The sequence below is a fragment of the Sulfitobacter sp. 1A12779 genome (genome assembly GCF_043557315.1).
Classification (GTDB): Bacteria; Pseudomonadota; Alphaproteobacteria; order Rhodobacterales; family Rhodobacteraceae; genus Sulfitobacter; species Sulfitobacter faviae.
Map to the genome: position 1 here is coordinate 43898 of NZ_JBIFFU010000008.1, position 24896 is coordinate 68793.

Consider the following 24896-nt stretch of genomic DNA (forward strand, 5'->3'; position numbering starts at 1 on the left):
CCTCCCGAGGTCGGGCATGGCGCCTGCGCACCTCTGCTGAGGTTCGTGGCAGGAGGGCTACCTCATGACCCGCGCGCGCCTCAGCCTCTACGACACCACCCTGCGCGACGGGCAACAGACCCAAGGCGTGCAGTTCTCCACCGATGAGAAACGTCAAATCGCCAGCGCGCTCGATGCGCTTGGCGTGGATTACATCGAAGGCGGCTGGCCCGGGGCAAATCCGACCGACAGCGCCTTCTTTGACGCGGCCCCACCGACGCGGGCAAGGCTCACTGCCTTTGGCATGACCAAACGCGCGGGCATGTCGGCTGAGAATGACGACGTGCTGGCCGCCGTGCTCAACGCAGGCACCAAATCCGTCTGCATTGTCGGCAAGACCCATGACTTCCACGTCAAAACCGCCCTCGGCATCACGCTGGCCGAGAACACCGACAACATCGCCAAATCCGTCGCCCATCTGGTCGCCCAAGGGCGGGAGGCGCTCTTCGACGCCGAGCATTTCTTTGACGGCTACAAGGCAAATCCCGACTACGCGTTGGAAGCGGTCCGCGCGGCCTATGAGGCGGGCGCGCGTTGGATCGTCCTTTGCGACACCAATGGCGGCACGCTGCCCGATGAGATTGGCGAGATCACCCGCGCCGTGATCGCGGCGGGCATCCCGGGGGATCATCTGGGCATTCACACCCATGACGACACCGAAAACGCCGTGGCCTGCACGCTGGCTGCCGTGGATGCGGGCGCGCGGCAGATCCAAGGCACGCTCAACGGGCTGGGGGAGCGTTGTGGCAACGCCAACCTCACCACCCTGATCCCGATCCTGCTGCTGAAAGAGCCCTATGCCAGCCGCTATGAGATCGGGGTAAGCCCTGAGGCGCTGCGCGGGCTCACGCGCACCAGCCGCATGTTGGATGAGATCCTCAACCGCGTGCCGATGAAACAGGCAGGCTTCGTCGGGTCTTCGGCCTTTGCGCATAAGGCGGGGCTGCATGCCAGCGCCATTGCCAAAGACCCCAGCACCTATGAGCATATCGACCCCGCGCTGGTCGGCAATACGCGCGTCATTCCGATGTCGAACCAAGCCGGGCAATCCAACCTGCGCAAACGGCTGAGCGATGCGGGCCTTTCGGTCGCCAAGGGCGACCCGGCGCTTGGCCGGATTTTGGAGGTGGTCAAGGACCGCGAGGCGCAGGGCTATGCCTATGACACCGCGCAGGCGAGCTTTGAACTGCTGGCCCGCGACGTGATGGGCCAGTTGCCGCATCTGTTCGAGGTCGAGCGCTACCGCGTCACCGTCGAACGCCGCCGCAATGCTGAAGGCCGGATGGTCAGCCTTTCCGAAGCGGTCGTGGTGATCGATGTGGACGGGGAAAAACGGCTCTCGGTCTCGGAATCGCTGGACGAGGATGGCGCGGACCGTGGCCCGGTCAACGCGCTGTCCAAGGCACTGGCCAAGGACTTGGGCAAATACAGCAGCCTTCTGGATGACATGCGTCTGGTTGACTTCAAAGTCCGCATCACCCAAGGCGGCACCGAAGCCACCACCCGCGTCATCATCGACAGCGAAGACGGGCAGGGGCGGCGCTGGTCCACCGTGGGCGTCAGCGCCAACATACTCGACGCCTCATTCGAAGCGCTGCTTGATGCGATACGTTGGAAATTGATCCGGGACCGCGCCCAATGACAGATGATATGACCGCCTTTTTCACTCTCCATCGCGATCTGCCGCGCGAAGGGCCGGGGGAGCCTGCGGATGTGAGCTGGGCCGTGGAGCAGGTCGACCTGCCCGCGCGGGCCGAGATTGCCGATGTGGCCTGCGGCCCCGGTAGCGACATCGGCGCCCTGCGCGCGGCGATCCCGCAGGGCCATGTGACGGCGCTCGATCAAACTGCGCATTTCGTCGACACCGCGCGGGGCCGTTTCGTGGCCGATGGCAATGTCATCCTGCTGCGCGCCGATATGGCCGCCATCGCCAATGAATATGATCTCATTTGGTGCGCCGGTGCGGTCTATTTCCTTGGCGTGACCGAGGCGCTGACCCGTTGGCGCAAATCGCTGCGGGCGGGCGGGGTGGTGGCCTTCTCCGAACCCTGCTGGCTGACGGATAGCCCGTCGGAAGAGGCCCGCGCGCAATGGGCGGACTACCCTGCGATGAGCGATGCAGAGGGCATTGCCGAGCGGGTCCGCGCGGCGGGCTATGAGGTCGTGGCGACCCGTGTCCTGTCGGATGAGGCTTGGGAGAATTACTACACCCCCTTGGAGAGGCGGATCGAAAAGCTGCGCCCCGCTGCGGATGATGATTTGGCCCAAGTGCTCGACGCCGCCGAGGCGGAGATCGCCTGCTGGCGCGCGCATCGGGATGAGTTCGGTTATCTTCTGACGGTGGCGCGCCCCGCATGACCTTTGACGCCGATCTGAACGCCTGCGCCGCCATGGTAGAGCGCGCCGACCCGTGGCGCTTTCGCGCCGCCATGGCCGCCCCCGTCGAGACGCGCAAGCTGCTCTTCCCGCTCTATGCCTTCAACGTCGAAGTGGCCCGCGCCCCATGGGTCACCCAAGAGACGATGATCGCCGAGATGCGCCTGCAATGGTGGCGCGACGCGCTGGAGGAGATCGCCAAGGGCGGCCCCGTCAGGCGGCATGAGGTGACCACGCCGCTGGCCCCTGCGATTGCGCCAGAGGATGCCGCACTGCTCGATGAACTCGTCGCCGCGCGGCGGTGGGACATCTACAAAGACCCTTTCGAGGATGCCGCGCATTTCGAGCGCTATATTGAGCAAACTGCAGGCCATCTGATGTGGGTCGCCGCCCGCCGCCTTGGGGCGACGGATGAAGCGGTGGTGCGGGATGCGGCCTACGCCACTGGCATCGCCGCATGGCTCTGCGCCATTCCGAACTTGGAAGAGGCGGGCCGCGTTCCGCTGTTGGACGGCACGGCAGAGGGAGTCTCGGCCCTCGCCAAGGGGGCGCTCGACCGGCTGAAATCGGCGCGGGCCAATCGGGGGAAGATCCCCAAAGCCGCGCGCGCGGCGCTGCTGCCTGCCGCCCATGCGGGGCCGGTGTTGAGGGCCGCGGTGGATGCGCCGGAAAAGGTCTCACAAGCTGCGCTGCCTGACCCGCGCCGCCATTTCGCGCTGCGGGCCTTGGCGTCGCGCTGGTAGGCGCTTAGCTCAGCTGCGTTTCCTTGCGGCTGCGCAGCACCAGCCAGATCAGCGACCCGCCCGCCAGCACCAAGAAGGGCACCATGGCAAGGTTCACCGCCGCCCAGCCTTCCTGCGCCGTACCGCCCGAACAGTTCATCAGCCCGCCCGAGGCCAGCGAGGCCACGGTCACGCCGCCGAACACCAGTAGGTCGTTCAGGCCCTGCATCCGCCCGCGCTCATGCGGCTCATGCGCGCCGGCAAGCATCGTGGTGGCCCCGATGAAGCCTAAGTTCCAGCCCAGCCCCAAAAGGATCAGCGCGACAAAGAAGTTGCCCAGTTCCACCCCCTGAAGCGCGACCACCCCGGCGGCGGCAAGGATCGCGATGCCAAGGCCCATGATCCGCTCAACCCCAAAACGGTTGATCAAATGGCCGGTAAAGAAGGACGGCGCGAACATCGCCAGCACATGGCCGGTGACCACATAGCCCGCGCTGTCTTGGCTATAGCCGCAGCCGACGACAGCCAGCGGGGTCGAGGTCATCACGAGGTTCATCAAGGCATAGGACACCATGGCGCAGATCACCGCTACGGCGATGCGCGGCGTGGTCAAAAGCTCCCACCGGCTGCGGCCCTTAGGCGCGTCATGGGCCGGGATCGGCGGCTTCGGAATGTCGATGAAGAGAAACAACAGCGCCCCGATAAGGTTCACCGCCACCACGGCCATATAGGTGCCAAGGAAGGGCACGACGAGGCTCATCGACGTGGCCGTGGCAAGCTGCGGCCCGATGATGGCCGAGACAAGACCGCCCGCCATGACATAGGAAATCGCCTTGGGCCGGAAATCATCCGAGGCGGTATCGGCGGCGGCGAATCGATAAAACCCCTGCGCCGACATATAGATGCCCGTCAGAAGCGACCCCAGCAGGAAAACCGGAAAGGACGCGAGATAAAGCCCGTAGGCGGCGACCGCGCCGCCCAAAGCACCGCCCGCCGCGCCCAGAAAGAACCCCGCCCGGCGGCCATAGCGCTGCATGATGGCCGAGACCGGCGTGGCCGAAAGCATGGAGCCCAGAACGATCATCGAGATCGGCAAAGTGGCAAGACAGACGTTCGTCGCAAGCGACTGCCCGGCAAGACCTCCGACAAGGAAAATCATCGGCATCTGCGCCCCGAGAAAGGCCTGTGCTGCCACCAGCACCGCTACGTTGCGCCGCGCGCGTCTGTCGTCGATCATGTCTGAATTCCTCACTTCCCGCCAAGGGGTAGCCCTGCCCTTGGGTCAGGGCAAGCCCGGCATCGGTTTTTGCGCCGCCGATCCCGCTTGCGCCCGGCGGCAAGCTCGCCGATGATCGCGCCGATGACCGCCGCCGTTCGCCCTTCGCTGACCCTCCTTCTGCTCGCTGGCACCGCCGAAGCGCGGCAGCTTGCCCATGCCTTGACGCAGGCCGGGCATCGGGTCACCGCTTGGCTCACGGAGCCGCCGCGCGGCGGCAATCCGATGCCGGTGGCCTCTGAGATGCGCGATGCCGGGGATGCCGCGGCGCTGCGGCGCGATATGGCGGGCTTTGATGCGGTGCTCGATCTCAGCCACGGATTCGATGCGGGGCTGAGCCACGCAGGCTATGCCGCCGCCACGTCTCTGGGCAAACCCTTCGTCAGCTTTTCGCGCCCCCTTTGGCCGCTGGACAACCCGCTGCTCCATTCAGTGCCGGATGTCGCGGCCGCCGCCCGTGCCGTGCCGCCCGCTGCCCGCGTCTTTGCCGCGACTGGTTGGGCCAGCCTGCCAGCGTTCCAACCGTTCAAGGGCGCGCGCCTCATGCTGCGACAGACGAGCCGCCATGACCGCGCCGCGCCCTTTGACTTTGTCGACCTGATCTTTGGCGATCCGCCGTTCACCGTGGAGAGTGAAACGGCATTGTTCCGCGACCTCGGCGTCGACCTGCTGATTTGCCGCAACCTCGGCGGGCAGGCCAGCCGCCCGAAGGTCGATGCTGCCCTGTCGCTCGGCCTGCCGGTGATCCTGATCGACAGACCGCCACTGCCAAAGGGCGCGCCTTGTCTAACCGATCTCGACGCGATGCTGGATTGGGTGGCACAGCTATGAGCCTCGCGCGGCCCATCACCTGCGACGCCGATGTGGCCGAAGGCGCGGCATGGCTGGCCGAACGGGAGCCGCGTTTCGCCATGGCGCTGGCCCAGACCGGCCCGCTGCCCTTGCGCTTGCGCCCGCCCGGTTTCGCGGGGCTGCTCGACATCATTGTGGGGCAGCAGGTGAGCGTGGCCTCGGCGCGGGCGATCTATACGCGGCTTGTCGCGGCGGGGTTGGATCGGCCCGAAAACGTCCTGCGTGCGGGAGACGACGGCCTGCGCGCTGCGGGGCTGAGCCGCCCCAAGGCGCGCTATGTGTTGGCCTTGGCGGAACGTGATTTCGACTTCGACGCGCTGCACGGGTTGCCCGATGACGCGGTCATCGCCGCGCTGCTCGACATGCCGGGCATCGGGCCATGGACGGCGCAGATCTATGTGATGTTCTGCCTTGGCCGCCGCGATATCTTTCCCAGCGGCGACCTTGCGCTGCAAGAGGCGGCGCGGGGGCTCTTCGATTTGCCTGCCCGCCCTAGCCCGAAAGACCTCTCCGCAATGGCCGCCGCATGGTCACCTTGGCGGTCGGTTGCGGCGCGGCTGCTCTTTGCCTACTACCGGGTGTTGAAACAAAAGGAAGGATTGTCATGACACGGGTTTTGAACGCCGAGCGCCGCGCGCCGGTCTCTGGCACCACACGGTCGGTGGTGGTGTTCCTGCATGGCTATGGCGCGAATGGCGCTGACTTGCTGGGCCTTGCCGATCCGCTGAGCGAGCATTTGCCCGACACGCTTTTCGTCGCTCCCGACGCGCCCGAGGCCTGCGCCGGTGCGCCCATGGGCTATCAATGGTTCCCAATCCCTTGGATCGACGGATCATCCGAAGAGGAATCGATGCGCGGCATGATGAGCGCGGTCGAAGACCTCGACGCTTTTCTCGACGCGCTGATGGTCGACGAAGACGTGCTGCCCGAACAGGTCGTGCTCTTCGGCTTTTCCCAAGGCACGATGATGTCGCTGCATGTGGCTCCGCGCCGCGAAGATGCGGTGGCGGGGATCGTGGCCTTCTCGGGCCGTCTGCTCAACCCCGAAGCGCTGGCCGAGGAGGCGCAGGTCAAACCGCCGGTGCTGCTGGTCCATGGGGATGCCGATGACGTGGTGCCGCCGCAATCCCTGCCGCAGGCCGCCGAAGCGCTGCAAGAGGCGGGGTGGCAAGACGTTTACGCCCATGTGATGAAGGGGACTGGTCATGGCATCGCGCCCGATGGGCTGAGCGTGGCGCTGGCCTTCATGCGCGACAAACTGGGGCTTTAACCCTTCATCTCGTCCCAAAGCCAGGGTTCGGCGAACTCGACCGAATTGCCAGCGGGGTCGCGCACATAGAGTGAGCGCGCCCCGTTGGGCCAATCAAAACTGGTGTCGATCTCGACCCCGGCGGCTCGCAGCCGCGCCTCCATCGCGGCGATCAAATCGCGTTTCATTGCAAAGCAGACATGCCCCGGGCCGCGCGCCCCATGGGGCGGCACCGGCATTTTCGGATTGCCGGGCGGCTGGGCCGTGGCGGTGGGGTTGAAGACCAGCAAGACCGAGGGCCCGAGCGCAAAGAACATATGCCGGCCCGGCATCTCCTGAAACAGTTTCAGTCCCAGAATGTCGCGGTAAAACCCCCGCGCCGCGTCCAGATCATCGACATAGACGGCGGCTTCGAGCAGGGATTGCGGGGCGGGCGCATCGGGCAGGGGGCTTATCGACATGCCACAAGGTTAACAAACTCTGCCCATCTGTCACGCCTCTGTCGTAATCTTTGGGCAAAACCGGCGACATCTAGTGGTTCACCTTTGTCTTGCCAGAGAGAAACCGCGAGATATAGTGACTAAAACGGGCAGAGGACGCGACCAGATGGACGGCGATTTCAGGACCGAATTTACCCGCCACCCGGCGGCGCTCAAACACCACCCCGCGCTGGTGCTCAACGCGGATTACCGACCTTTATCCTATTACCCGCTGTCGCTCTGGCCATGGCAGGAGGCGGTAAAGGCCAAATGGCTCGACCGGGTCGAGATCGTCGCCGAATATGACGAGGTGGTGCGCAGCCCCTCTACGGTGATCAGGATCCCCTCGGTTGTCGTTCTTAAAGACTATGTCAAACCTCAAAAGCGCGTGGCCTTCACGCGCTTTAATTTATTTCTGAGGGATGAATTCCGCTGCCAATACTGCGGCGCGAAGGGCGATCTGACCTTTGACCATGTGGTGCCGCGCGCCGCCGGTGGGGTGACAAGCTGGCAAAACGTGGTCGCCGCCTGTAGCCCTTGCAATCTGCGCAAAGGCTCGCGGCCCCTGCACCGCACGGGGCTTGCCCTGCGCAAACCGCCGCGGCAGCCCGCCGCCGAAGAGCTGCGCAATATGGGGCGCAAATTCCCGCCCGGCCATCTGCATGAAAGCTGGATGGATTTTCTCTATTGGGATGCCGAGCTGGAGGCCTGACCTCAGATATCCAACTCTACCCAGATCGGCACGTGATCCGAAGGCTTGTCGCGCCCGCGCACGTCGCGGTCGATCTGGCAATCGCGCAGCCGGTCGGCCACGGTGGGCGACAGGAGGAAGTGGTCGATGCGGATGCCGTTGTTGCGGTTCCACGCACCCGCCTGATAATCCCAGAAGGAGTAATGCCCCGGCCCTTGGGTGCGCGCCCGGAAAGCGTCCGTAAGGCCAAGGTTCACCAGCCGCCGCCACGCGGCGCGGGACTCGGGGCGGAAGAGGGCATCTTCGCGCCAGCTGTCGGGTTTGGCAGCATCCTCGGCCTGCGGGATGATGTTGTAATCCCCCGCCATGAGGAAGGGCGTTTCCTCGGCCAGAAGCGCTTCGGCTCGGGCTTGCAGCCGCGCCATCCATGCGAGTTTATAGTCATATTTCGGCCCCGGCGCCGGGTTGCCATTGGGCAGGTAGAGCCCGCAGACCCGCAGCGCCATATCGTCGCCCACCACCGTTGCTTCGATCCAGCGGGCCTGATCATCGGCATCATCACCCGGCAGGCCGCGGGTCACATCCTCAAGCGGGAGTTTCGACAGGATCGCCACGCCGTTAAAGGACTTCTGCCCGTGGGTTTCGACGTTATAGCCGCGCTCTTCGAGCATTTCGCGGGGGAAAGCCTCATCCACCGACTTGATCTCTTGCAGCACGACAACGTCCGGCTGCGCCTCGTCTAGCCAATCGGGAAGGGCCGCCGCGCGGGCCTTGATACCGTTGATGTTGAAACTCGCGATCTTCATATCCGGCCCTCTTTCGACGTCCGACTGCTATCGCGCAATTGGCGTCGCGGAGCAAGGGGAAGGCTTGCGCGCTTAAGGTGATTCTCTGATCCGATTTCTCGCTATTATAGAAAGTCCGCGAGGCGGTTGCCCGTATTGTCTCGATCCTGCCCTGTGGGCGGCATTTCTTTTTCTCCACAGGGCGCAAGAGAAATTGAGAATTAAGGTGAAACTGTGGCGCGACCTTAATGTGGATAAGTGTTTCAGTACAATGCGTTAGCTGGAAAATGCTTGGATCGACACGCTTAACGTGCATCAGTCGAATAACTACATCTTTAAATTGCAAAGCCCTTTGAAAGGACCATACTATGACTGCTATTTTTGCACGCGACTTCGCCCCCGTAACAGCCCCTCAGACAGAGGACAATCCCATGACGCTCGGCGCCGGTGTTGGCCTTTTCACCACCGGCCTCAACCGTGGGGGCGGTGACATGTTGTTGGGCGAAGGGGTCGAGATCTTCACCACTGGGTTACAGCAGGACGGCAGCAGCATCACGCAAGGCGGCGGGGTCGGCCTGTTCACCACTGGCCTCGCCCCGGCTGAGGTGCTGCCCTTCAGCGGCTGAAGCCCTTTCAAGCGGGCGGCTTTGTCGCCCGCCGTTCCCCCTGTCGGAGGCCATGCGATGACCAATGTTGTTCTGCTCAGACCTGACGAAAGCCAAGGCCCGGCCATTCAAACGGCCCGGCTGATCCAAGCTTTCGCAGAGGGGCGTCGCACGCAGGGAGATGTCTTTTGGCTGAAGGAAAACGCCGAACTGCTCGGGGCGCTGGCGAGCACGGGGACCACGCTCGACACCGCGGCGCTTCAGCCGCTCGCGGCCTTCCAGCAGGGCTGCCTGGACCTGCTGCGCGATTTTCCTCAGTATTACCGTTTCATCCTGTCGATCTGCCTCGACCTCGAAGACCTCGGTTTGCCTCGGCACTACGGCGCAGCCCTTTGCGCCAAGGTTGCGCGGGCGGGGCTGGAGGGGGCGGAACTGTCGGATCTGCAACGGGCCGAGGCACGCCGTCTGCTGCGCCGTCGGCGTGTCGGGCCACGGGTGGAGGACGGGGCGCTTGGTCAACGGTTGCGCGATTTTATCGCCCGCAGTGCCACTTTTGCCATGCCCAATCGCAAGGCGGCCTATGAGTTGACCCATATCGTTTTCTACCTGTCGGACTATGGCCGCCGGCCCCCCGACCTGCCTAAGGCCGCGCTGAAAAGCCTGCATTTCACGGGGCTGCTGGCTTTTCTCGATCAAGATATGGACCTGCTGGCCGAGGTCTGCGCCGCCCTACGTTTTGCCGGGCAGGCCGCCAGCCCCCTGTGGGAGGATGCCATTGCCGCCAGCCATCGTGGCATGCGGGTGTACGCCGACGAAGGCGCGCCTTTGCAGGACGAATACCACGAATGGCTTGTCACCGGCTGGGCCATGCAGATTGCGGGCCGCCCGATGCGATCCACCGATATCCCAAAAGGCGCATTGCGTTTTCATAAAGGCCGAAAGGGGGCAGGGGCCCTGCGCCCGCTGGCGGCCTGTCTCAACGACATGGGCGCGAACCGCCGGGCTGACTGGGGGCAGATGCGCCCGCATGTGCTGTCGTATCTTTGCCCGAAGAGCCACGCGACCCTGCTGCGCGCCGAACGCGCCGGGCCTTATTTCGACGAATTCTTCGAGGGGTTCGCCCGGGCGCGCGGTTAGCCGCGCCCGACAGACCTACATCGAAAAGGACGTGCCGCAGCCGCAGGCCGCCGTCGCATTGGGGTTCTCGATGGTGAAACGCGCGCCGATCAACTCTTCGGTGAAATCGATCACGGCGTCGGCCAGAAACGGCAGGGAGACGCTATCGACCACTACCTTCTGACCGCTGCCTTCGAGAATGAGATCATCTTCGGCGGGCTCGTCCAGCGCGATGTCGTATTGAAAGCCCGAGCAGCCGCCGCCTTCGACAGCGATGCGCAGGGCCTTGCCTTCGTCTGCGGCCCCGATCTCGGCGAGGCGTTCAAAGGCGCGGGGGGTGACTTTGGGGGGCAGGTTCATCTGCGGGCTCCGATGCATCGGTTTTCTTTCGCGTTCCTCTAACATATAGAAAGCACAAGGACAGGTCACAAGGACCGCGAGAGAGGACCAGCCGCGATGCGCGCAGAATTCGCCTCTGATCCGGACACCGCCAAGGGACGGTTGGTGCCGGAAGAGGAAAGCACTTTTCGCTCCTGTTATCAGCGGGATCGGGACCGGATCATTCATGCTTCCGCCTTTCGGCGGCTCAAACATAAGACGCAGGTCTTTGTGGAGCATGAGGGCGACTATTTCCGCACCCGTCTGACCCATTCCATTGAAGTGGCGCAGGTGGCGCGGACCATCGCAGGCGCGCTGCGTCTGAATGGCGAGCTGACCGAGGCGGTGGCGCTGGCCCATGATCTGGGCCACACGCCCTTTGGCCACACTGGCGAAGATGCGCTGCACAAGCTGATGGAGCCCTACGGCGGCTTCGATCACAACGCGCAGGCGATCAAGATCGTCACCACGCTGGAGCGGCACTATGCCGAATTCGACGGGCTAAACCTGACGTGGGACACGCTGGAAGGCATCGCGAAACACAACGGGCCGGTGACGGGTGAGGTGCCCCATGCGCTGGCCGATTACAACGCGCGGCACGATCTGGAACTGGACACCCATGCCAGCGCCGAGGCGCAGGTCGCCGCGCTCTCCGATGACATCGCCTATAACAACCACGACCTGCACGACGGTCTGCGCGCGGGGCTGTTCACCGAAAGTGAGATTGCCGAACTGCCCATGGTCGGCCCCGCCTACGCCGAGGTTGACCGGCTCTACCCCGAGACCGACAGCTACCGCCGCCGTCACGAGGCGCTGCGGCGGGTTTTCGGGGTTATGGTCGGCGATGTGATTGAAACCTCGGCCAAACTGCTGAAAGACCCAGGGGCGAAATCCCCTGACGACATCCGAAATCTGGGGCGTCCGGTGATCCGTTTCTCAGACCCCGTCTGGCAAGACCTGCGCGAGATCCGCAAGTTTCTCTTCACCCGCATGTATCGCGCCCCCTCGGTGATGGAGAATCGCGAGAAAGTGACCAAGGTGGTCGAAGACCTGTTCCCGCTGTTCCTGTCGCAGCCCAACCTCTTGCCGCGCCATTGGGCGGCGGCGATTGAGGCGGCAGAGGATGAAACCACGCTGGCGCGGATGGTGTCTGATTACATTGCGGGCATGACCGACCGTTTCGCCCTGCAAGAACACGCCCGTCTCTTCGGCAGCGACCTGCGCAGCTTCCGCTAGTCTTCGCGGCATGGTAGTCTTCTTTTGATGATCCATAGGTGAGATGACATGATACAAACCCCCGTTCTGCCGGAAAGTCTGGCCGGTGACGCGACCTTCGCGATCCTCTCGGCGGGGCAAGCGCCGGGGCCTGCGGTGGCCAAACGCGCGGCGGATCTGGGGGCGGAAGTCGTGGCGATGGACCGCGACCCCACGGTGCTGGCGCGGTTGATGAGCCAATCGGCAGAACGTGTCGAAGCGCTGGCGCTGGCCGGCGATCTTGTCGCGCGGTTTGAGCCGTTGCACCGCAATTGGGGCGGCACGCCGCTGCATATGGTGCTGAACCTGATGCCGCTCGACCCAGAGGATTGCTGCAAAGGCACGGATGCGCAGATCCGCGGGCTTTCGGCCATGATGCGTGCCTTGGGCCGGGGTCTGGTGGCCGGGCAGGGGGCGGTGGTGACCGTCCTGCCGCGGCCAAGCCAACCATTGGCGCTGGCCGGGCATGCCATGATCGGCGCGTTTGAAGCGGCCAATGCCGCGCTCGACAAGGTGTTCGGGCCGCGGGGACTGCATTTCCATCTCATCACCGTGCCCGAGGGGCAGGCAGAGCTTGCAGCGGAAAGCGCGCTGTTCCTCGGCTCCGAGGCGGGTCGACGGCTCCGAAGCGGGCGTTTTGACCTCGGCTGACCAAACCGGCTCAAACGCCACTCCTGATCTTGGGCCGCGACGGCCCGACGCTTGATTGACTGCACCCCCGCACATGATAAACGGGCGGGGAACAAGGATACCCGACATGAACCTATTTGCCGAAATTCGCCATCTCATCATTGCGACGCTGGAACAGATGGTCGCGCAGGAAGCCCTGCCTGCGACCCTGAACTTTGACCCGATCACCGCTGAGCCGCCGCGTGACGCGGCCCATGGCGACATGGCCACCAATGCCGCGATGGTGCTGGCCAAACCTGCGGGAATGAAGCCGCGCGACATCGCCGAGGCACTGGCCGCGCAATTGCAAAACGATCCGCGCATCACCTCTGCCGAAGTGGCGGGACCGGGGTTCATCAACCTGCGTCTTGCGCCTTCGGTCTGGCAGAACGTGGCCCGTCAGGTGCTGAGCCAAGGCACCGACTTCGGCCGCGCGATCCTTGGCGCCGGGCAGCGGGTGAACGTTGAATATGTCTCGGCCAACCCGACGGGGCCGCTGCATGTGGGCCACACCCGGGGCGCGGTCTTTGGCGATGCGCTGGCGAGCCTGCTGGACTTCGCGGGCTATGACGTGACGCGGGAATACTACATCAACGATGGCGGTGCGCAGGTCGATGTGCTCGCCCGTTCGGTCTATCTGCGCTACCTCGAAGCCAATGGCAAAGAGGTGGCCTTTCCCGATGGCACCTATCCCGGCGATTACCTGATCCCGCTGGGCGAAGCGCTGGCCAAGATGTACGGCGACAAACTGGTCGACCAGCCGGAAAGCGAATGGCTGGACGATATCCGCGAATTCGCAACCGACGCGATGATGAACCTCATTCGCGACGATCTGGCGGCACTGGGTGTCGAGATGGACGTCTTCTATAGCGAAAAATCGCTCTATGGCACGGGTCAGATCGAAGCGGCCATCGCCTCGCTCGAAGCCAAAGGGTTGATCTACGAAGGCGTGTTGGAGCCGCCGAAGGGTAAGAAGCCTGACGATTGGGAACCGCGCGAACAGACCCTGTTCAAATCCACCGAACATGGCGACGATGTGGACCGCCCGGTCAAGAAGTCCGACGGGTCTTGGACCTATTTCGCCCCCGATATCGCCTATCACTATGACAAGGTCAGCCGTGATTTCGACATGCTGATCGATGTCTTTGGCGCGGATCATGGCGGCTACGTCAAACGGATGAAAGCGGCGGTTTCGGCGCTGAGCGACGGGCATGTGCCGCTCGATATCAAGCTGACGCAGCTGGTGAAGCTTTTCAAAAACGGCGAGCCGTTCAAGATGTCCAAACGGGCAGGGACTTTCGTGACCCTGCGCGATGTGGTGGATCAGGTCGGCCCTGATGTGACGCGCTTTGTCATGCTGACGCGCAAGAACGACGCGATGCTCGACTTCGATTTCGACAAGGTGTTGGAGCAAAGCCGCGAGAACCCGGTCTTTTACGTGCAATACGCCCATGCGCGGGTCGCGTCGATCCTGCGCAAAGCCGAAGAGGCGGGGATCGAGGTGGCGGATGCCACGCTGCTGGACGCGGACCTGTCCAAGCTCGACCACGAGGCCGAGATCGGCCTGCTGCGCAAGCTTGCCGAATGGCCCCGTTTGGTCGAGACCGCCGCGCGCAGCAATGAGCCGCACCGGGTGGCCTTCTACCTCTATGAATTGGCCTCTGATTTCCACAGCCTCTACCACTTGGGCCGGTCCGAGGATGGCTTGCGCGCCTTGCAAGAAGGGGACGCGGCCACGTCGCAGGCAAAAATCGCGCTGTCGCGTGCCGTTGCGATTGTAATTGCGGCGGGTCTTGGTATTCTCGGGGTCACACCGGCGCAGGAGATGCGGTAACCGCACCAGCGCGCCGAAAACAGGCAACCCCATGACCAGACCCGCGTGGCGATGTATCACGCCGGGCAAAGAGGCAGAGATGGCAGATTTCACGTCTTCCCCGACGACGGCGGGCTATGCGCCCGATTCCGCGCATAGCTACGCAGTGGGCAGCGCGCCCAAGACCCTGACAACGCTCACCAATATCGCGGGCGCGGTGGTTTCCTTGGCGCTTGTGGCGGGAATCGGTGTCTGGGGCTACAAACTGCTTGTGCGTGATGTGACCGGCATCCCGGTGGTCCGCGCGATCGAAGGCGAGATGCGCGTGCGCCCCGAAGAGCCGGGCGGGGAACTGGCCCGTCATCAAGGGCTTTCCGTCAATGTGGTCGCTGCCGAAGGCAGCGCCGGGCGCCCGGCGGATGAGTTGCGCCTCGCGCCGCGCCAGATCGAATTGCAAGACGAAGACCAGCCCGTCAAAGTGGCAATGGTTGCCGCAAAGACACAAGGTAACGCGACGCCGGCCGTGGCGCGTGAGGATGACGGCGACCTGATCGACGCCTCCGAAGCGATCCGCTCGGGCAATGTGCAAGATCTCGTGGCGCAACTGACCAATGGCGTGGCACCGCTCACCGGTGAGGAGGCCGCCGCTGGCGATCCTGTCGATGCCGCCGTGGCGATGGCGCTGGCCGATACCTCCGTGCAGCCAAAAGTAGTCAAGGCCGTGCTGAACGCGCCGGGCGTGCGCAACTCCCTGCGTCCGCGCCGCCGTCCGGCGGGCGGTGCCGTGGTGACACCCGCCGCCGTGCAACCTAATCCAGTTGCCGCGGCCACCCACGAAGTCGATCCCGCATCGCTGCCCGCTGGCACCCGCATGGCCCAGCTTGGCGCCTTTGACAGCCCCGAGGTGGCGCGCGAACAATGGGACCGTTTGCAGGGCCGTTTCGGTGCCTATCTCGAAGGCAAGAGCCGCGTCGTGCAAAAGGCCACCAGCGGCGGGCGGGTCTTCTACCGCCTGCGTGCCATGGGCTTTAATGACATCGCCGACGCACGCCGCTTCTGCTCGGCCCTCGTGGCCGAAAACGCGGATTGCATCCCGGTGGTGATGCGCTGATGCGCCCCTTCGGGGCCACGATCCTCGACGCGACGGGCCATCGGCTCAGCGTTGAGGAAAAGGCGTTCTTTCGGGACGTGCGGCCCTTTGGCTTTATCCTCTTCGCCCGCAACATCGACAGCCCCGACCAGCTCCGCGCGCTCTGCGAAGAGATGCGCGAGGCGGCGGGGCATGATGCCGTCATCACCATCGACCAAGAGGGCGGCCGCGTGCAGCGTATGCGCGCCCCCCACTGGCGCGATTGGCTGCCGCCGATGGATCTCGCCGCCCGCGCACGCAATCAAGCGCGCCAAGCCTTCTACTTGATGTACCGGATCATCGCCCACGAGCTGCACAGCGTCGGGATCGACAGCAACTGCGCCCCGCTGATCGATGTGGCCGGGCCAAACACGCACCGTTTCCTGCGCAACCGCTGCTACGGCGAAACGCCGGGGCAGGTGGCCGAGATTGGCCGCGCCGTGGCGGATGCGCTGCTGGCCGGAGGGGTCTTGCCGGTGATGAAGCACATGCCCGGCCATGGCCGCGCGACGCTTGACAGCCACCACGATCTGCCCCGGGTTGCGGCCCGCCGGATCGATCTGGAGGCGGTCGATTTCGCCCCCTTCCGCAGCCTGCGCGACCTGCCGATGGGGATGACCGCGCATCTGGTCTATGACGCGCTGGACAATGCCCCGGCGACCCTGTCGCCCGAGGTGATGCGGCTGATCCGAGAAGAGATCGGCTTCGACAACCTCGTGATGACCGACGACATTTCGATGAAAGCGCTGCAAATGACTCCAGCGGAAAGCACCCGCGCCGCCATCGCGGCGGGCTGTGACGTGGCACTTTTCTGCAATGGCCCGCTCGAAGACCGCCGCGCCGTGGCGGAAGCCGCGGGTGAGATGACGCCCGCCGCCCAAACCCGCGCCCTGCGCGCGATGGATGCGCGGCAAACCCCCGATGACGTTGACATCGACGCCCTCAGCGCCCAGCTTGAGACGCTTCTGGGCGGGACATTGCATGGCTGACACGACATTTCAGGAAGACCGGGGCGGGGCGGGCAGCACCGTGGCCGACCGGCTGGCCGCCGAAGCCTTCATCATCGATGTCGAAGGCTATGAAGGGCCGCTCGACCTGCTGCTGTCGCTGAGCCGCACGCAAAAGGTCGATCTGCGCAAGATCTCGGTGCTGCAACTGGCGCGGCAGTATCTGGCCTTTGTCGAACGGGCAAAGGAGTTGCGGCTGGAACTGGCGGCGGATTACCTCGTAATGGCGGCGTGGTTGGCTTTCCTGAAGTCGCGCCTGCTGCTGCCCCCGGACCCGACCGAAGAGGGCCCATCGGGCGAGGAAATGGCCGCGCATCTGGCCTTCCAACTGGAACGTTTGCAGGCCATGCGCGACGCCGCCGCGCGTCTGATGGCGCGGGATCAGCTTGGCCGAGACTTCTTTGCCCGCGGCCAGACCCAAGAGATCACCAGCGTCAAAAAGGTCACCTATACCGCGACCCTGTTGGACCTGATGCAGGGCTATGCGCGCACCCGCACGCGTGAGGATTTCCGCCCCTTCGTGATGGACCGCGACAAGGTCTTCACCATGGAAGAGGCCCTGGACCGCATGCGCGGGCTGATCGGCTATGCGGGCGATTGGGGCGATCTGAACAGCTACCTGCCCGAGGGCTGGGAAAGCGACCCGGAACGCCGCCGCTCGGCCACGGCAGCGACATTTGCCGCCTCTTTGCAACTTGTCAAAGAGGGGCATATGGAGATCCGGCAAAAAGAGATTTTCGCCCCCATCCAACTGCGCAAGAAGGATTGATGCGTGTCGGAAGAGATTGAAACCAAAGAAAAGAAACTGTTCGACGCGCCCTCGCTTGCCGAGCAGGAGCGTATGATCGAAGCCGTGCTTTTCGCCAGTTCCGAGCCGATCACCCTGCGCGAACTCGAAGAGCGTTTGCCGCGCGGCTCAGACGTGGGCGAGGCGATGGCCTTCCTGCGGCACCGGTATCAGGGGCGCGGCGTGCAGGTGATGAAAATCGGCGATGCCTATGCCTTTCGCACCGCGCCGGACCTTGGCTTTCTGATGCATAAGGAAACGGTCGAGACCCGTAAGCTCAGCCGCGCCGCCATCGAGACTTTGGCGATCATCGCCTATCACCAGCCCGTCACCCGTGCCGAGATCGAAGAGATTCGCGGCGTTTCGGTGTCACGGGGCACGGTGGATCAGTTGCTTGAGATGGAGTGGATCCGCTTTGGCCGCCGCAAGATGACCCCGGGCCGTCCGGTGACCTTTGTCGTCACGCAGGAGTTTTTGGATCACTTCGGTCTGGAAAGCGCGCGGGATCTGCCGGGGCTGAAAGAGCTGCGCTCTGCCGGGTTGTTGGAGAACCGTCCGCCCGCTGGTCTGTTGCCCACCGTGGGCGATGGCGAAGACGAGCCGGAAGCGACCGAAGGGCAGAGCGAGCTGTTCGAGGATTGACCGGCGCCGCGTCTTTACGCGGAGCGGAAATGCTTCGACAGTTTCAGCCCCTGACCTTGGTAGTTCGAGGCGATGTCGGCGCCGTAAAGCTGGCTGGGGATCTGCGCCATATGCTCATAGACCAAACGGCCCACGACTTGCCCATGCTCCAGCACGAAGGGCGCCTCGTGACAGCGCACTTCCAGCACCCCGCGTGAGCCTGCGCCGCCTGCCTCGGCATGGCCAAAGCCCGGATCGAAGAAACCCGCGTAATGCACGCGGAACTCTCCGACCATCGCCAAATAGGGCGCCATTTCAGCGGCATAGGCAGGCGGGATCGTCACCGCTTCGCGGCTGACGAGGATGTAAAAGGCGCCGGGGTCGAGGATGATCTGACCGTTGGTGCTATGCACCTCTTCCCAATAGGCGGCGGGATCGTAGTGGCCAATCTTGTCGAGGTCGATCACCCCGGTATGTGGCTTCGCGCGGTAGCCGACGAGGCTGGTGCCGGGCAGCCGCAGATCGACGGAGAAGCCCAGCCCCTCGTCGATCACAGCGGTCCCGTCAACGAGCGGCGTCTTGGCATGCAGCGCGCGCAGCGCGTCGTCGTCGAGGGTCGCATCCCCACTGCCGAAACGAATCTGATTGAGCCGCATCCCGGGCCGCACCAGCACCGAGAAAGAGCGCGGGCAGATCTCGGCGTAGAGCGGGCCGGTATAGCCCGGCGCGATGCGGTCGAATTCGGTGCCGCCATCGGTGATGGTGCGGGTTAGCAGGTCCAGCCGCCCGGTGGAACTTTTGGCATTTGCCACGGCAGAGACACCCTCGGGCAGCGCCAACTGCTCCATCAGTGGCACCACATAGACGCAACCCTTTTCCAGCACGGCCCCTTCGCTGAGGTCGACCCGGTGCATCTCGAATTCCGCCAAACGATCCGAGACCTTGGCCCCATGCCCGGCAAGGAAAGACGCGCGGACGCGATAGGCGACGCTGCCGAGGCGGAGATCAAGACTGGCGGGCTGGATCTGGGCAGAGGTGACCGCGGGATCGGCAGCAATGGCGCCGCTTTCGATCATCGCTGCAATCTGCTGGTTGGGGAGCACCCCGTTCATCGCATTGGGCATCGGGCGCGGCCTTCTTAAATGACAAACGCCCGCGCGTTAACTGCGCGGGCGTTTTGTTGTAGTCGGTTGGTCGGGCTAGCAGGACTCGAACCTGCGACCTTCCGTCCCCCAGACGGACGCGCTACCAGGCTGCGCCATAGCCCGACTACGTGGGCTTCATACCCGATCTCGCAGGGGGTGCAAGAGGGAATTGCCAATCTTTTCATCGCGATTAGAAATTTGTTTCCGCGCCGGCTTCTGCGGCCATGCGCGCGCGCAATTCAGCCAAATCCAACAGCAGACCGGCGACCTGCGGTTGCACGTCACGGGGCAGGCGATGGACACGCGCCCCGACGCTGAGCAGCCCCGGACGTGCGGGGAAATCGGCTTCCGGAGTGAAATCGGGCAGGTCGATGATCGCGGGTTTCGGCCTGTCGTCCTCGGGGTCTTCCGCCTCGGCTTCAGCGGGGGCGGGCGAAACCTCTGCGGTCTCCTCCGGCTCAGGCGCCAGCGGGCGCTTGAGGAACTCGGGCAGGCCGGTCTCTGGTGTAGGTTCTTCTTCGGGCTCAGCTTCGGACGCAGGGAGTTGCGGCGCATCGGGCGTGTTGCTGTCAGAAGGGGCCAGCGGATCGGGCGTGGCCCGTGGGTGATCGTCGGCGGGCGGCATGGGCGAGGGGCGCTGCGCTGCCGCAGGGGCGGGTTCTTCTTCCTTCGCCGTGTTCTCGTGCCGCGTGTCGACCGTCTCAGCGCTCGCCTCATCCCCGCGCGCTTCCGTCTTCGCACCGAAGTTCAGAACCACACCGGTCTCAGGGCGGATAATGTCGGGCTTCGGCGCAGGGCGCGGTTCCACGAAATCCAACTCATCAAGCGGGGCGGAGAGGGCGGAGACATGGGTCATCCCTTCCTCACGCAGGATCTTTTGGACGCCTTTGATGGTCAGCCCATCGTCATGCAGCAACTTCTTGATTCCGCCAAGCAGCAGCATATCGGCGGGTCGGTAATAGCGCCGCCCGCCCGCCCGTTTGATGGGTTTCACTTGGGTGAACTTACTCTCCCAAAACCGCAGAACATGGGCTTGGATACCGAGCCAGTCAGCGACTTCGGAGATGGTGCGAAAAGCGTCCGGCGATTTGACCATGGGTCAGGACTTGTTGCCTTCGGCAACCCGGTCTTTCATCAGATGCGAGGGGCGGAAGGTCAGCACCCGGCGCGGGTTGATCGGAACCTCTTCGCCTGTTTTCGGGTTGCGGCCCACACGCGCGGTCTTGTCGCGTACCGAAAAAGTGCCGAAAGAGGAAATCTTGACCTGTTCCCCGTCGACCAGAGCGTCGGACATATGCTCAAGCACGGCTTCGACCAGCTGAGCACTCTCATTGCGAGAAAGACCGACCTCACGAAATACAGCTTCGCTTAAATCCATGCGCGTCAATGTCTTGTTCGGCATTATATCCCCCATGCTTTCCAATAGCATATGCTGCTCAGATTTTTAGAGTCAACATCAATGCCCGGATCAAGCACGATTCGGCAGAGATTTTCCGCGTTAGCTCAGGGACTTACCAGCGCAGGACAACAGAGCCCCAAGCCAAACCGCCGCCAATGGCTTCGGTGACGATCAGATCGCCCTTGTTGATCTGACCACGCTCACGGCCCACCGACAGCGCCAGCGGGATCGAGGCGGCAGAGGTGTTGCCATGGTCCTGCACGGTCACGACAACGCGCTCCATCGGCAGGTTCAATTTCTTGGCGGTCCCTTGGATGATGCGGATGTTGGCCTGATGCGGCACGATCCAATCGACATCCTCAGCGCTGACGCCGGCGCGGTCCATCGCGGTATTGGCGGTGGCGGCGAGTTTTTCGACCGCGTGGCGGAACACCTGATTGCCCTGCATCCGCAGATAGCCTGTCGTGCCGGTGCTGACGCCACCATCGACGTAGAGCAACTCGCGGTAGCGCCCGTCGGAATTCAGGTCGGTCGCGAGGATCCCGCGATCCTCGGGCGTGCCTTGTCCATCCTGCGCCTCAAGCAGCAGCGCGCCCGCGCCGTCGCCAAAAAGCACACAGGTCGACCGGTCGGTCCAGTCCATGATCCGGCTGAAGGTCTCGGCCCCGATCACCAGCACATTGCGCGCCTGACCGGAAACGATAAGCGCATTGGCGTTCGCCAGCGCATAGACAAAACCCGCGCAGACCGCCTGCACGTCAAAGGCGAAACCATTGGTCATCCCCAGTTCGGCCTGCACCATGGTCGCGGCGGAAGGGAAGGTCAGGTCGGGGGTGGAGGTGGCCACGACGATCGCGTCAACATCAGAGACATCGCGCCCCGCATCTTCAAGCGCCTTGCGCGCGGCGGCGCTGGCCATGGAAGAGGTCGTCTCACCTTCAGCGGCGAAGTGGCGGCGTTCGATGCCCGAGCGCGAGCGGATCCATTCGTCATTGGTGTCGAGGGTCGCTTCAAATTCGGCATTTTCCACGACACGGGCGGGCAGGTAGTGGCCACAACCAGTGACAACGGCGCGCAGGCTCATTTGACGGACTCCTCAGCTGGCAGCGTCGCGGCGACGCGAGCGGCTAGCTTGTCATTGAATTTATTCTGCGACAACTGCGCGGCGAGTTTGATCGCAGCGGAGATGCCGGTCGCATCGGCGGAGCCGTGCGATTTCACGACCGTGCCGTTCAGGCCCAGAAAGACGCCGCCGTTCACACGGCGCGGGTCGATCTTTTTGCTGAGACGGCGCAGAGAGGTATAGGCCAGCAGCGAGGCGAGCCGCGACAGGGGTGAGTATTTGAACGCTTCGCGCAGCCGGTCGCCGATCATGCTGGCCGTGCCTTCGCCGGTTTTGATCGCGACATTTCCGGTGAACCCATCGGTCACGATGACATCGGCGCGGTTGCCCGAGATATCGCCGCCCTCAACGAAACCGACGAATTCAAACCCAGTGGCATCGCCTTGGGCGCGAATCAAATCATAGGCTTCTTTGAGTTCGGTGCGGCCCTTATGCTCTTCGGTGCCGACATTCAGCAGGCCCACGCGGGGACGCTGCAAATCCATGCCGTTGCGGGCGTAGGAGGTGCCCATCAGCGCGAAACGCAACAGATCATCGGCGTCGGCGCGCACATCGGCGCCCACGTCGAGCATCACGTTGAACCCCTGCGGGTTGGAAGAGGGGTAGAGCACCGCAATCGCAGGGCGATTCACGCCCGGCAATTTGCGCAGCCGTATCATCGACATCGCCATCAGCGCGCCGGTATTGCCGCAAGAGACAGCCACGGCCGCCTCTCCGCTGCGCACGGATTCGATGGCAGACCACATGGAACTGTCTTTGCCGGTGCGCACGACTTGGCTGGGCTTGTCGTCCATCGTGACGACATCCGTGGCGTGACGTATCTCGCAACGGCCCGACAACTCACCACGTTTGGCGATCAAAGGCTCCAACTGATCACGGGGACCATGCAGGATAAAGCCGATATCGGGATTTGCTGTCGCAGAAAGCGCACACCCGGCAACAACTGCTGCCGGGCCTTCGTCACCCCCCATCGCGTCGACCGAGATCAGGGTGTGTCCGGCTTTCGCGTTGGGGTGATCGGGCTGGGCCGTCATCAGTGCGAATGCCTCACTGCCTAAGAGAAAACCTTAAAAACTACCGCAGCTTATGCTGCGTCGTCTTCCAGGTCCACTTCTTCGGTCAGGGCGACAACTTCGGCGTCGTCATAGTGACCGCAAGCCGCGCAGATGTGGTGGGGGCGCTTCAGCTCACCGCAGTTCGAACATTCGTTCGGGTTCGCCGCAGAGAGCGAATCGTGGGCGCGGCGGTTGTTGCGGCGGGATTTGGATACTTTATTCTGTTGGACAGCCATGTCTGGTGCCTTTGCCTTCGGGGTTGCTGACTTGTCAAAGCAGGCCGCAACCGTGTTTCAATTCGGACCCCGTTTCGGGCGTGACGACGCTTTAGGGCCGCAGCCGCGCAATGTCCAACCTTAATTCGGGTGAGGGCGGCAAAATAACGCGAAACCGGGGCGATGCAAGCGCGAATTTCCGCGGTTTTCCGCTTGTTTCCTTAGGTTTCGTCTTTCTTCAGCGCATCGCGCAGCGCGCCCAAGCCCGCGAAGGGCCGTGCGTCTTCGTCGGTCATCGGCTTTTTTCCCGGTTCGGCATGGACCATCTGGCCCAGTTCCGCATCGCCCTTGCGGGGATATTCCGGCACCTCCAGCGCCAGCGCCTCGATCATGACCTGCGCGGGGTCGATCCATTGGCCCAAAGGCTCTGTCGTATCGTCCTCGGGCATTTCAACCTCCTCTTCTTCGGGGAGTTCGAAATCATGGATGAAGCGGCGGGTGATATCTGCGTCGATCCGCGTGGTCACTGGCTCAAGCGTGACGACGCATGGCTGCACCACGGTCGCGCCCAGTTTCCCGTCCAGCTGCCAGTCCTGCTTGCCGAGCGGTTTGATGCTGCCCGAAAAGCTGAGTTTGCGCAGGGCCGATAAATCGAGTTCCTCGGCGATCTGCGCCAGCGCTTCCGCCTCAGGGCGCAGCGCGAACGCGTTTGGCTCCGTCTGGGACAGATCCGCGACCCGAAGAGCGGTTGGCGTAGGTGATTTGCGCGACATGAGATCCGACTTTCGTTTCTTGTACACTTGGGGTGCCTTGGTGTATGCGAAATAAAAGCCATAATCCGTCAGGGCAAGAGGGCAGACCAAATGCGCAAAACCAAACAGACCGGCAAGACGCACCTCCGGATCGCGGGTATGGGCCTTGCACTGCTTCTGACCGCCTGTAGCCCGCAGTATGAGAACCACGGCTATGTGCCGCCGCAAGACCAGCTTGAGCAGGTCGTTGTGGGCAGCGATACCAAGGAAAGCGTCGCGCAGAAAATCGGTGTGCCAACCGTATCCGGCGTTTTGAGCGACGATAGTTACTATTACGTTAAGATGCGCAAACGCGCTCTGGGCTTCATGGCCCCGAAAGAGATCGAACGTGAAGTGGTGACCGTCAGCTTCAACGAGGCCGGTGTGGTATCGAATGTCGAACGCTTCGGGCTTGAACGCGGGCAGGTCGTGCCGCTGTCGCGCCGCGTGACGACATCGCCTGTGGCCGACAACACCTTCCTGCGCCAGCTTCTGGGCAACCTTGGCCGCTTCAGCCCGTCGGCCTTCGGCAGCTAAGTTCCCCTTGGCATGCCCCGGCAGCGGGGCAGGGCCGCGGATAAGCGAAGGCGACCTCGCAGATGACCCAAGCGCCCCCGGGCCGATATCTGACGCGCGAAGCCCTCACGCCCGGGGACATCACCCGGGCGCAGGCGCTGCGGGCGCAGTGTTTTCAGACCGGGACCGCCGACCGTGATCCATTCGACGCGGCGGCACGGCATTTTCTGATCGAGGATCGCGACAGCGGCACATTGGTCTGCTGCTTTCGCCTGACCCGGTTTCAGGGCGCGGAGCTGGCCCAGAGCTATGCCGCGCAGTTTTACGATCTGAGCCGTTTGGAGCGCATGAAAGGCGCCATGCTGGAACTGGGCCGCTTTTGTATCCACCCAGAATGGCAAGACCCCGACATTCAGCGCCTCGCTTGGGGGCAGTTGGCGCGGGAAGTCGATGGCAGCGGGGCGGCGCTTTTGTTTGGCTGTTCCTCTTTCACCGGCACCGATCCGACTCGCTACCGCGATGCCTTTGCCCAATTGAAACAACAGCATCTTGCCCCCGCGGAATGGCGCCCCGGCGTCAGGGCGGCTGAGGTCCACCCCTATGCCCGCGACCGCCATAGCCCCGATCCCCGGCGCGCGCGCCAGCAAATCCCGCCGCTGTTGCGCAGCTATCTGGCGATGGGCGGCTGGGTCAGCGACCACGCCGTGATCGACCGGCAAATGGGCACGCTGCATGTCTTCACCGGGCTGGAGATCGCCGCGATCCCGCCCAACCGCGCGCGGCTCTTGCGGGCGTTGGCCTGAG

Annotated in this window: 29 protein-coding genes and 1 tRNA gene; 18 read left to right on the plus strand and 12 right to left on the minus strand. The window is 63.7% G+C overall.

Going from position 1 to position 24896, the window contains the following annotated elements; genetic code table 11:
• Positions 1-64 precede the first annotated feature (64 nt).
• From cimA to ACGYLQ_RS11020, 3 genes are read left to right on the plus strand one after another with little or no spacing between them, the layout of a single operon-like run.
• Complete coding sequence (gene cimA / locus ACGYLQ_RS11010; protein ID WP_394442950.1) at positions 65-1681, plus strand: citramalate synthase; 1617 nt, start codon at positions 65-67, stop codon at positions 1679-1681.
• Positions 1678-2397 carry a class I SAM-dependent methyltransferase gene (locus ACGYLQ_RS11015; protein ID WP_394442952.1) on the plus strand — a complete coding sequence of 240 codons (720 nt, stop codon included), beginning with the start codon at positions 1678-1680 and terminating at the stop codon, positions 2395-2397. Before cimA ends, ACGYLQ_RS11015 begins: the two co-directional genes overlap by 4 nt.
• Positions 2394-3158: a squalene/phytoene synthase family protein gene (locus ACGYLQ_RS11020; protein WP_394442954.1), complete on the plus strand. Its 765-nt coding sequence runs from the start codon at positions 2394-2396 to the stop codon at positions 3156-3158. Before ACGYLQ_RS11015 ends, ACGYLQ_RS11020 begins: the two co-directional genes overlap by 4 nt.
• 4 nt (positions 3159-3162) lie before the next feature.
• On the opposite strand, the gene ACGYLQ_RS11025 is transcribed toward ACGYLQ_RS11020, so the two are convergent.
• Positions 3163-4374: an MFS transporter gene (locus ACGYLQ_RS11025; RefSeq protein ID WP_394442955.1), complete on the minus strand. Its 1212-nt coding sequence runs from the start codon at positions 4372-4374 to the stop codon at positions 3163-3165.
• A 123-nt stretch (positions 4375-4497) separates the two neighbouring features.
• Here ACGYLQ_RS11025 and ACGYLQ_RS11030 point away from each other — a divergent pair, with 123 nt between their 5' ends.
• Genes ACGYLQ_RS11030 through ACGYLQ_RS11040 form a run of 3 tightly spaced genes read left to right on the plus strand, consistent with a single transcriptional unit; the run spans position 4498 to position 6535 of the window.
• Positions 4498-5244 (plus strand): precorrin-6A/cobalt-precorrin-6A reductase, encoded by a 747-nt coding sequence (locus ACGYLQ_RS11030; protein ID WP_394442957.1) that lies wholly within the window; start codon positions 4498-4500, stop codon positions 5242-5244.
• Positions 5241-5873 carry a DNA-3-methyladenine glycosylase family protein gene (locus tag ACGYLQ_RS11035; RefSeq protein ID WP_394442959.1) on the plus strand — a complete coding sequence of 211 codons (633 nt, stop codon included), beginning with the start codon at positions 5241-5243 and terminating at the stop codon, positions 5871-5873. Before ACGYLQ_RS11030 ends, ACGYLQ_RS11035 begins: the two co-directional genes overlap by 4 nt.
• The gene (locus ACGYLQ_RS11040; RefSeq protein ID WP_067267442.1) at positions 5870-6535 is read left to right on the plus strand and encodes an alpha/beta hydrolase; all 666 of its coding nucleotides are present in this window, start codon (positions 5870-5872) and stop codon (positions 6533-6535) included. The genes ACGYLQ_RS11035 and ACGYLQ_RS11040 overlap by 4 nt, the downstream gene beginning before the upstream one ends.
• On the opposite strand, the gene ACGYLQ_RS11045 is transcribed toward ACGYLQ_RS11040, so the two are convergent.
• Entirely contained in the window at positions 6532-6975 is a 444-nt protein-coding gene (locus ACGYLQ_RS11045) for a VOC family protein (protein WP_394442961.1), read from the minus strand. The genes ACGYLQ_RS11040 and ACGYLQ_RS11045 overlap by 4 nt on opposite strands.
• Positions 6976-7120: 145 nt before the next feature.
• Between ACGYLQ_RS11045 and ACGYLQ_RS11050 the strand changes: the two genes are divergently transcribed.
• A complete protein-coding gene (locus ACGYLQ_RS11050) occupies positions 7121-7705 on the plus strand; it encodes an HNH endonuclease (protein WP_067265843.1) in 585 nt (194 codons plus the stop codon).
• A gap of 2 nt (positions 7706-7707) precedes the next feature.
• On the opposite strand, the gene xth is transcribed toward ACGYLQ_RS11050, so the two are convergent.
• A complete protein-coding gene (gene xth, locus ACGYLQ_RS11055) occupies positions 7708-8490 on the minus strand; it encodes an exodeoxyribonuclease III (protein ID WP_271691414.1) in 783 nt (260 codons plus the stop codon).
• A 347-nt stretch (positions 8491-8837) separates the two neighbouring features.
• Between xth and ACGYLQ_RS11060 the strand changes: the two genes are divergently transcribed.
• On the plus strand, positions 8838-9095 hold the full coding sequence (locus ACGYLQ_RS11060; RefSeq protein ID WP_394442963.1) for a hypothetical protein: 258 nt from the start codon (positions 8838-8840) through the stop codon (positions 9093-9095).
• A 57-nt stretch (positions 9096-9152) separates the two neighbouring features.
• A complete protein-coding gene (locus ACGYLQ_RS11065) occupies positions 9153-10211 on the plus strand; it encodes a DUF6902 family protein (protein WP_394442965.1) in 1059 nt (352 codons plus the stop codon).
• Between the two features lie 15 nt (positions 10212-10226).
• Here ACGYLQ_RS11065 and ACGYLQ_RS11070 read toward each other — a convergent pair whose 3' ends face one another.
• Entirely contained in the window at positions 10227-10550 is a 324-nt protein-coding gene (locus ACGYLQ_RS11070) for an iron-sulfur cluster assembly accessory protein (RefSeq protein WP_209217699.1), read from the minus strand.
• 96 nt (positions 10551-10646) lie between these two features.
• Here ACGYLQ_RS11070 and ACGYLQ_RS11075 point away from each other — a divergent pair, with 96 nt between their 5' ends.
• The 7 genes from ACGYLQ_RS11075 to scpB all read left to right on the plus strand — a co-directional run bounded on the left by ACGYLQ_RS11075 (position 10647) and on the right by scpB (position 17869).
• Positions 10647-11804 carry a deoxyguanosinetriphosphate triphosphohydrolase gene (locus ACGYLQ_RS11075; RefSeq protein WP_394442967.1) on the plus strand — a complete coding sequence of 386 codons (1158 nt, stop codon included), beginning with the start codon at positions 10647-10649 and terminating at the stop codon, positions 11802-11804.
• 48 nt (positions 11805-11852) lie between these two features.
• Complete coding sequence (locus ACGYLQ_RS11080) at positions 11853-12473, plus strand: hypothetical protein (protein ID WP_394442969.1); 621 nt, start codon at positions 11853-11855, stop codon at positions 12471-12473.
• Positions 12474-12579: 106 nt separating this feature from the next.
• Positions 12580-14325 carry an arginine--tRNA ligase gene (argS, locus tag ACGYLQ_RS11085; RefSeq protein WP_067265857.1) on the plus strand — a complete coding sequence of 582 codons (1746 nt, stop codon included), beginning with the start codon at positions 12580-12582 and terminating at the stop codon, positions 14323-14325.
• Between the two features lie 79 nt (positions 14326-14404).
• Positions 14405-15415 carry an SPOR domain-containing protein gene (locus ACGYLQ_RS11090; protein ID WP_394442970.1) on the plus strand — a complete coding sequence of 337 codons (1011 nt, stop codon included), beginning with the start codon at positions 14405-14407 and terminating at the stop codon, positions 15413-15415.
• Positions 15415-16422, plus strand: a complete 1008-nt coding sequence (gene nagZ, locus ACGYLQ_RS11095; protein ID WP_394442972.1) for a beta-N-acetylhexosaminidase — start codon at positions 15415-15417, stop codon at positions 16420-16422. Before ACGYLQ_RS11090 ends, nagZ begins: the two co-directional genes overlap by 1 nt.
• Entirely contained in the window at positions 16415-17209 is a 795-nt protein-coding gene (locus ACGYLQ_RS11100; protein ID WP_209217704.1) for a ScpA family protein, read from the plus strand. The genes nagZ and ACGYLQ_RS11100 overlap by 8 nt, the downstream gene beginning before the upstream one ends.
• 3 nt (positions 17210-17212) lie before the next feature.
• Entirely contained in the window at positions 17213-17869 is a 657-nt protein-coding gene (gene scpB, locus ACGYLQ_RS11105) for an SMC-Scp complex subunit ScpB (protein ID WP_394442974.1), read from the plus strand.
• Positions 17870-17883: 14 nt separating this feature from the next.
• Here the strand turns inward: scpB and ACGYLQ_RS11110 are convergent, their stop codons facing one another.
• The 8 genes from ACGYLQ_RS11110 to ACGYLQ_RS11145 all read right to left on the minus strand — a co-directional run bounded on the left by ACGYLQ_RS11110 (position 17884) and on the right by ACGYLQ_RS11145 (position 23558).
• Positions 17884-18960, minus strand: coding sequence for a 2'-deoxycytidine 5'-triphosphate deaminase (locus tag ACGYLQ_RS11110; protein ID WP_394443136.1), 1077 nt, complete (start codon positions 18958-18960; stop codon positions 17884-17886).
• 79 nt (positions 18961-19039) lie between these two features.
• A tRNA-Pro gene (locus ACGYLQ_RS11115) sits at positions 19040-19116 on the minus strand.
• 67 nt (positions 19117-19183) lie between these two features.
• Entirely contained in the window at positions 19184-20089 is a 906-nt protein-coding gene (locus ACGYLQ_RS11120; RefSeq protein WP_394442976.1) for a MerR family transcriptional regulator, read from the minus strand.
• Between the two features lie 3 nt (positions 20090-20092).
• Positions 20093-20395 (minus strand): integration host factor subunit alpha, encoded by a 303-nt coding sequence (gene ihfA / locus ACGYLQ_RS11125; protein ID WP_067265868.1) that lies wholly within the window; start codon positions 20393-20395, stop codon positions 20093-20095.
• Between the two features lie 109 nt (positions 20396-20504).
• A complete protein-coding gene (locus ACGYLQ_RS11130) occupies positions 20505-21476 on the minus strand; it encodes a beta-ketoacyl-ACP synthase III (RefSeq protein WP_394442978.1) in 972 nt (323 codons plus the stop codon).
• Positions 21473-22549: a phosphate acyltransferase PlsX gene (gene plsX / locus ACGYLQ_RS11135; RefSeq protein ID WP_209217708.1), complete on the minus strand. Its 1077-nt coding sequence runs from the start codon at positions 22547-22549 to the stop codon at positions 21473-21475. Before plsX ends, ACGYLQ_RS11130 begins: the two co-directional genes overlap by 4 nt.
• 50 nt (positions 22550-22599) lie before the next feature.
• Positions 22600-22806 (minus strand): 50S ribosomal protein L32, encoded by a 207-nt coding sequence (gene rpmF / locus ACGYLQ_RS11140; RefSeq protein WP_067265873.1) that lies wholly within the window; start codon positions 22804-22806, stop codon positions 22600-22602.
• Between the two features lie 200 nt (positions 22807-23006).
• Positions 23007-23558, minus strand: a complete 552-nt coding sequence (locus ACGYLQ_RS11145) for a YceD family protein (RefSeq protein ID WP_394442980.1) — start codon at positions 23556-23558, stop codon at positions 23007-23009.
• A gap of 90 nt (positions 23559-23648) precedes the next feature.
• Here ACGYLQ_RS11145 and ACGYLQ_RS11150 point away from each other — a divergent pair, with 90 nt between their 5' ends.
• On the plus strand, positions 23649-24113 hold the full coding sequence (locus ACGYLQ_RS11150; protein ID WP_067265877.1) for an outer membrane protein assembly factor BamE: 465 nt from the start codon (positions 23649-23651) through the stop codon (positions 24111-24113).
• 62 nt (positions 24114-24175) lie between these two features.
• Complete coding sequence (locus tag ACGYLQ_RS11155) at positions 24176-24895, plus strand: GNAT family N-acetyltransferase (protein ID WP_394442982.1); 720 nt, start codon at positions 24176-24178, stop codon at positions 24893-24895.
• The last annotated feature ends 1 nt before the right edge of the window (position 24896 follow it).

What these genes read in the sequence shown, in the direction of transcription:
- cimA (WP_394442950.1), top strand. Translation starts at nt 65, where the DNA reads ATGACCCGCGCGCGCCTCAGCCTCTACGACACCACCCTGCGCGACGGG.
- ACGYLQ_RS11015 (WP_394442952.1), top strand. Translation starts at nt 1,678, where the DNA reads ATGACAGATGATATGACCGCCTTTTTCACTCTCCATCGCGATCTGCCG.
- ACGYLQ_RS11020 (WP_394442954.1), top strand. Translation starts at nt 2,394, where the DNA reads ATGACCTTTGACGCCGATCTGAACGCCTGCGCCGCCATGGTAGAGCGC.
- ACGYLQ_RS11025 (WP_394442955.1), bottom strand. Translation starts at nt 4,374, where the DNA reads ATGATCGACGACAGACGCGCGCGGCGCAACGTAGCGGTGCTGGTGGCA.
- ACGYLQ_RS11030 (WP_394442957.1), top strand. Translation starts at nt 4,498, where the DNA reads ATGACCGCCGCCGTTCGCCCTTCGCTGACCCTCCTTCTGCTCGCTGGC.
- ACGYLQ_RS11035 (WP_394442959.1), top strand. Translation starts at nt 5,241, where the DNA reads ATGAGCCTCGCGCGGCCCATCACCTGCGACGCCGATGTGGCCGAAGGC.
- ACGYLQ_RS11040 (WP_067267442.1), top strand. Translation starts at nt 5,870, where the DNA reads ATGACACGGGTTTTGAACGCCGAGCGCCGCGCGCCGGTCTCTGGCACC.
- ACGYLQ_RS11045 (WP_394442961.1), bottom strand. Translation starts at nt 6,975, where the DNA reads ATGTCGATAAGCCCCCTGCCCGATGCGCCCGCCCCGCAATCCCTGCTC.
- ACGYLQ_RS11050 (WP_067265843.1), top strand. Translation starts at nt 7,121, where the DNA reads ATGGACGGCGATTTCAGGACCGAATTTACCCGCCACCCGGCGGCGCTC.
- xth (WP_271691414.1), bottom strand. Translation starts at nt 8,490, where the DNA reads ATGAAGATCGCGAGTTTCAACATCAACGGTATCAAGGCCCGCGCGGCG.
- ACGYLQ_RS11060 (WP_394442963.1), top strand. Translation starts at nt 8,838, where the DNA reads ATGACTGCTATTTTTGCACGCGACTTCGCCCCCGTAACAGCCCCTCAG.
- ACGYLQ_RS11065 (WP_394442965.1), top strand. Translation starts at nt 9,153, where the DNA reads ATGACCAATGTTGTTCTGCTCAGACCTGACGAAAGCCAAGGCCCGGCC.
- ACGYLQ_RS11070 (WP_209217699.1), bottom strand. Translation starts at nt 10,550, where the DNA reads ATGAACCTGCCCCCCAAAGTCACCCCCCGCGCCTTTGAACGCCTCGCC.
- ACGYLQ_RS11075 (WP_394442967.1), top strand. Translation starts at nt 10,647, where the DNA reads ATGCGCGCAGAATTCGCCTCTGATCCGGACACCGCCAAGGGACGGTTG.
- ACGYLQ_RS11080 (WP_394442969.1), top strand. Translation starts at nt 11,853, where the DNA reads ATGATACAAACCCCCGTTCTGCCGGAAAGTCTGGCCGGTGACGCGACC.
- argS (WP_067265857.1), top strand. Translation starts at nt 12,580, where the DNA reads ATGAACCTATTTGCCGAAATTCGCCATCTCATCATTGCGACGCTGGAA.
- ACGYLQ_RS11090 (WP_394442970.1), top strand. Translation starts at nt 14,405, where the DNA reads ATGGCAGATTTCACGTCTTCCCCGACGACGGCGGGCTATGCGCCCGAT.
- nagZ (WP_394442972.1), top strand. Translation starts at nt 15,415, where the DNA reads ATGCGCCCCTTCGGGGCCACGATCCTCGACGCGACGGGCCATCGGCTC.
- ACGYLQ_RS11100 (WP_209217704.1), top strand. Translation starts at nt 16,415, where the DNA reads ATGGCTGACACGACATTTCAGGAAGACCGGGGCGGGGCGGGCAGCACC.
- ACGYLQ_RS11110 (WP_394443136.1), bottom strand. Translation starts at nt 18,960, where the DNA reads ATGAACGGGGTGCTCCCCAACCAGCAGATTGCAGCGATGATCGAAAGC.
- ACGYLQ_RS11120 (WP_394442976.1), bottom strand. Translation starts at nt 20,089, where the DNA reads ATGGTCAAATCGCCGGACGCTTTTCGCACCATCTCCGAAGTCGCTGAC.
- ihfA (WP_067265868.1), bottom strand. Translation starts at nt 20,395, where the DNA reads ATGCCGAACAAGACATTGACGCGCATGGATTTAAGCGAAGCTGTATTT.
- ACGYLQ_RS11130 (WP_394442978.1), bottom strand. Translation starts at nt 21,476, where the DNA reads ATGAGCCTGCGCGCCGTTGTCACTGGTTGTGGCCACTACCTGCCCGCC.
- plsX (WP_209217708.1), bottom strand. Translation starts at nt 22,549, where the DNA reads ATGACGGCCCAGCCCGATCACCCCAACGCGAAAGCCGGACACACCCTG.
- rpmF (WP_067265873.1), bottom strand. Translation starts at nt 22,806, where the DNA reads ATGGCTGTCCAACAGAATAAAGTATCCAAATCCCGCCGCAACAACCGC.
- ACGYLQ_RS11145 (WP_394442980.1), bottom strand. Translation starts at nt 23,558, where the DNA reads ATGTCGCGCAAATCACCTACGCCAACCGCTCTTCGGGTCGCGGATCTG.
- ACGYLQ_RS11150 (WP_067265877.1), top strand. Translation starts at nt 23,649, where the DNA reads ATGCGCAAAACCAAACAGACCGGCAAGACGCACCTCCGGATCGCGGGT.
- ACGYLQ_RS11155 (WP_394442982.1), top strand. Translation starts at nt 24,176, where the DNA reads ATGACCCAAGCGCCCCCGGGCCGATATCTGACGCGCGAAGCCCTCACG.